The organism is Streptosporangium minutum, from assembly GCF_002149035.1.
Taxonomy (GTDB): Bacteria; Actinomycetota; Actinomycetes; order Streptosporangiales; family Streptosporangiaceae; genus Streptosporangium; species Streptosporangium minutum.
Genome location: NZ_NGFP01000454.1, coordinates 1 through 2,822 on the forward strand (window position 1 = coordinate 1; position 2,822 = coordinate 2,822).

A 2,822-nucleotide genomic window follows, 5' to 3' on the forward strand; every position below is an offset into this window, starting at 1 on the left:
CCGGGGAGCCCCCTGGTCCACCAGCACCGGACCGGAGGGGCTCCCACCCCGTTCGCTGCCGGACGGGCCGCCGAACCACACCGCGCCCGCCGAGGTGGTACGGCTCGCGCTCGCGCGCACCTTGCCGGGCAGCGTCACCAGCAAGGTGATCAGCAGGAACAGGACCGCGGATGATCCGATGAGAGACCCGAGGACCTGGAACGCGTCCACAGGACCAACGTTAGACCTGCGATGAGAGCTAAGTCGAGACCTGCCAGACAGCCGGCCTGCGCTCCCCCCAGAAGCCGCCTCGGGCCGCCTCGACCTGCGCCGATACCGAGATCAGCGTGCCCTCGTCGCCGAACCGCCCGGCCAGCATGACGCCGATCGGCAGGCCGCCGGGAGTCCAGTGCAGCGGAAGGTTGACCGCGGGCTGACCGCTGATGTTGCAGACGGCGGGGAAGGCGGCGAAGCGCTTCATCCGCTCGAAGGTCTCCTCCGGGTCCTCCACGTCCTCGAACCACCCCACCGGCCGGGGCGGCTGGGTGACGGTCGGGGTGAGCACCGCGTCGTAGAGGTCGGTGACCATCAGCCCGAACCGGGTGGCGAGCTGCAGCGCCGACTGGGCCTGCAGGAAGTCGGGGGCGGGGGTGGCGAAGCCGCGCTCGCGCAGCCAGGCGGTCAGCGGCCGGAGCCGGTCCTGCTTGCTCAGGTCCACCGGGTGCATGCAGGCGAAGGCGTACCAGAGGGTTACGAACTGCGGCACCAGCTCCGGGGCGAACGGCGGCGCGATGTCCACCACCTCGTGCCCGAGCGCCGCCAGCTCCGCGGAGGCGTGCTCGTAGGCGGCGAGCACCTCGGGATCGACCTCGGCCCCAGGGACGGGCGGCTCGGCGTAGCGGGCGATCCGCAGGCGGCCCGGGTCCCGGCCCACGTAGGCCCCGAACGAGCCGAGCGCGGGCGGCGGGGCGTGGTAGAGGTCGCCGGGGTTGTCGTGCGTCATCACGTCGAGCAGCGCGGCGGCGTCGGCCACGGTCCGGGTGATCGGCCCGTTGGTCGACAGGCCGGCGAGGTCGGGGATGATCGGGGCGGAGCTGATCCGGCCCCGGGTCGGCTTGATGCCGTACAGCCCGCAGACCGAGGCGGGGATCCGGATCGAGCCCGCGCCGTCGCTGCCCTGCGCCGCGGGGGCCAGGCCCGCGGCGACCGCGGCGGCCGCGCCGCCGCTGGACCCGCCCGCGGAACGGGAGAGGTCCCAGGGAGTCCGGGTGGGCGGGGAGAGCGAGGTCTCGGTGTAGCAGGACAGCCCGAACTCGGGCGTCGCGGTCTTGCCGAGCATGATCGTGCCGGCGTCCCTGAGCCGCTCGACGACGCTGTCGTCCACCGGGGCGACGAAGTCCTCGTAGGTGGCCGAGCCGAAGTGGATCCGCACCCCCTTGACCAGGTTGAGGTCCTTGATCGGGATCGGCACCCCGAGCAGGGGCGAGGAGTCCTCCCCCGCCAGCGCCCTGGCCTCGGCCTTGTGCGCCTGTTCCAGAGCCTGCTCGGGGGTGACGGTCACGTAGGCGCCGACCTCCGGGTCCAGCCGCGCGATGCGGTCGAGGTAGTGCTCGGTGATCTCGACGGGCGAGATCTCCCTGCGTTTCACGGCTGCCGCCTGCTCCAGGGCGGTAAGATCATGTATGTGGGCCACGTCCCGCACAGTAAGCGCAGAAAGCTGGGTTATCTAGAGAGGAAATGAGTAGATACCCGGTTAAGAACCACGCCAAGCAAGTGATGGCGGTCACAAAAGTATGAGATACCCAATACTAGGCACCCCCATGGACGTCAGCTACCGTGAGTTACGTGGATTCCGGTCAGGTACCAGAAGACGGTAACGCTACGTCACCTATTTGGGTCAGTGACCGACCGGCCGAGGACAGGCCGACGTCTCGACCCTCCGCGCCCGCGTCTACGTACGCACCCGTCGAGCGCGCTTCCCTGCGCAGCCTGCTCGACCATCCCAAGTACCGCCATCTGCGCCGTCGCGTTCTGATCGCGGCCGGTGTCGGAGTGCTCGCGGGCATCCTGCTCTCAAGCTGGCGGCTGGGGGTCACCGCGGCCGTCCTGGCCGCGATCGTCGACACGGTGCTGCATGCCCGCACGAACTCGACGGTGCCCGCCTGGCGGCGCGCCTCGGTCGCGGAGCGGCGTACGGAGGCCCAGCTCAAGAGGCTGGAACGAGGCGGTTACCGCACCCTGCACGCCCGCGCGATCCCGGACAGCGAGGCCCAGATCGACCACCTGGTCGTGGGTCCCACCGGGGTCTACGCCGTCGACTCGGAGAAATGGGACAAACGCCTGCCGGTCCGCGTCCAGTCGCACCGCAAGCTGTTCCACGGGCCGTTCAACCAGAAGCCCCGCCTCGACGAGGCGCGCTGGGAGGCGTCCCGGGCGGCCGAGCTGATCGGCGAGGTGCTCGGCCACGAGGTCACGATCGTCCCGTCCCTGGCGATCTACGGCCCGGCGATCCCGTGGAAGATCCTCAACGTCCGCGAGGTCGACGTCTTCGACGGCAGTCGCGTCCGTAAATGGATCACCAAGCGGGAACGGTCACTCACCGAGACCGAGATCGACAGGATCTACGAGGCCGCCGGGCAGGTCCTGCCCGCGCGCTACCCCGAATCCTGATCCCTGCGACATCCCGGGCCCACACGGCCCGGTTCCCTCCCCTCCGACGGGAGTCCCCGGCGGGGCGCCTCACGCGCCTTCCCGTACCGGCGACTCCCGTCCTCCGTACACGCCCTCCCGCACCGGCTCCCGCCCTCTATACACACCCTCCCGTACCGGCGACTCCCGTCCTC

Annotated in this window: 3 protein-coding genes; 1 reads left to right on the plus strand and 2 read right to left on the minus strand. The window is 70.5% G+C overall.

The features are described from left to right. Together CA984_RS43470 and CA984_RS43475 are read right to left on the minus strand one after the other, a co-directional pair. On the minus strand, positions 1–210 hold a 210-nt coding region (locus CA984_RS43470), incomplete at its 3' end, for a hypothetical protein (RefSeq protein WP_133061976.1). Between the two features lie 28 nt (positions 211–238). Continuing rightward, complete coding sequence (locus CA984_RS43475) at positions 239–1,672, minus strand: amidase (RefSeq protein ID WP_086579103.1); 1,434 nt, start codon at positions 1,670–1,672, stop codon at positions 239–241. Between the two features lie 359 nt (positions 1,673–2,031). Here CA984_RS43475 and CA984_RS43480 point away from each other — a divergent pair, with 359 nt between their 5' ends. Then, positions 2,032–2,649 (plus strand): nuclease-related domain-containing protein, encoded by a 618-nt coding sequence (locus tag CA984_RS43480; RefSeq protein ID WP_242676504.1) that lies wholly within the window; start codon positions 2,032–2,034, stop codon positions 2,647–2,649. Positions 2,650–2,822: the final 173 nt, after the last annotated feature.